We start from the raw sequence: 1,610 nt of genomic DNA on the forward strand, positions 1-1,610 counted from the left end.
GGCTCACTATATGAGCCAAATGATAGACTTATTCGGCTCATAGGTCAAATGGAATTAAAATTATTCTCTGTACACGACAATTTTTCATACGCCCGTTCCATGTAATGTATAATCAAATTGGGGTGGCTTGATTTTATTCAAACACTCTGAGAACAAATGATTTTTATAAAACAGATTCATTAAAATATCGACAATATAATCCAGCCCATATCTGAATAAACTTACAGCTGGCCTGCGATGTGATTTGATTTTAATAGGCTTTATCTCATGATACCACTCGCCTGTTTTATGCGCCCAACAAAAAGCAATCGCTAATAGAGCCATCAATTTTTTAATCTTCGAAAGCGCAACCATGTGCGTGTCCTCAAAATTGAAACCACGCCCTTTGAGACATGAAAACAGTGTTTCAATCTCCCATCGATGTGCATATATCCCAATGGCTGAACCAGGGTAATCCGGAGTAACAATTATTAGATAGTCACCATCAACCAGCCTCATTCCAGCGACATAGAGAGCATGTCCAAGTATGTTTCTCTTGCCATATAATGAGAGCTCATGATTAAGCGGTAATTGGCGAAATAATGCTTTTACTTTACATGGGCGACCACGAGAGTCGGTTGTAAGCAAGTTATCTTTGATGCGAATCCAAAAGAGGATTTTCTCGTTAATCAGCCATCCCAACCACTCTTGACCAATAAATTCTCGATCGGCTAAAAGACCTGCTATGCATGACTTTCCAAAGCGATCAATAAACTTCTGGATTAATGCAATGCGCTCTTGTGTATCAGAGTTGCCTCTTTTATCAAGCAGCTCCCAGTAAATCGGAATGGCAATACCCTTAAATGCGATTCCTAGTGTTAAAATATTGATGTCTGCCTTACCCCATTTCCAGTTGGTGCGATCCATCGTTAAATACCAACTGCCATTTGTCACAAAAAACAATTGAAAAAGAAACCCGGCAATCATTTCAAAATCGATTGTAACTTCAGCAAAAAACCGCTGAAGACGCCTATATCGTGATGTTTTATCCGCTGGACTGCTCATTGAACACGCTATTTTGTTCAAATTAACAGTCCTTGTAACCAATAAGGCTAACAACATCTTTGCAAAACATGTAACACGAGCCTTGTTCCAATTAAAATTTGAATTTAGAATACCGATTAACTCGTTGATATGATCCATATAATATAACCTCCGTTTCGACGCGTGAGATTATATTGGATTTTCAACGAGTTACAACTGAATTAGATTTTTGTCGTGTACAGAGAAGCGCTTTATACGATTTATCTGAATTTGAACCACCACAATCTTGTAAATCATTTAACAAAATAATTTTTGCCTTAGTATAATCTGAACTAGCAAATCGCGCTCTAACACGTTCGTTGTTATAATCATCATTGATGTCGTATTTATGTTTCACTAAACGCACAATTTGCTGCAAAAGAGTGTATAAAGAGCGATCCAAAATACTTAAATCGCATGGAATTATTGATGTAGATAAAATAGTATATACCGTGGGAAATAGCCTTTCTTTAATGGATTTATTGAACATAGAATAACATCCTTGTTATATAAAATAGTTTTGTCCTGTAATTTTAAAGTCTACTGAT

General features: G+C 36.6%; 2 protein-coding genes. Both read right to left on the minus strand.

The features are described from left to right. Positions 1-84: 84 nt before the first annotated feature. Positions 85-1,182, minus strand: a complete 1,098-nt coding sequence (locus Q0495_RS12455) for an IS4 family transposase (RefSeq protein WP_367274418.1) — start codon at positions 1,180-1,182, stop codon at positions 85-87. A 43-nt stretch (positions 1,183-1,225) separates the two neighbouring features. Further along, positions 1,226-1,552: a hypothetical protein gene (locus Q0495_RS12460; protein WP_298626848.1), complete on the minus strand. Its 327-nt coding sequence runs from the start codon at positions 1,550-1,552 to the stop codon at positions 1,226-1,228. Positions 1,553-1,610 lie beyond the last annotated feature (58 nt).

It is taken from the genome of uncultured Legionella sp., from assembly GCF_937871865.1.
In the GTDB taxonomy this organism is placed as follows: domain Bacteria; phylum Pseudomonadota; class Gammaproteobacteria; order Legionellales; family Legionellaceae; genus Legionella.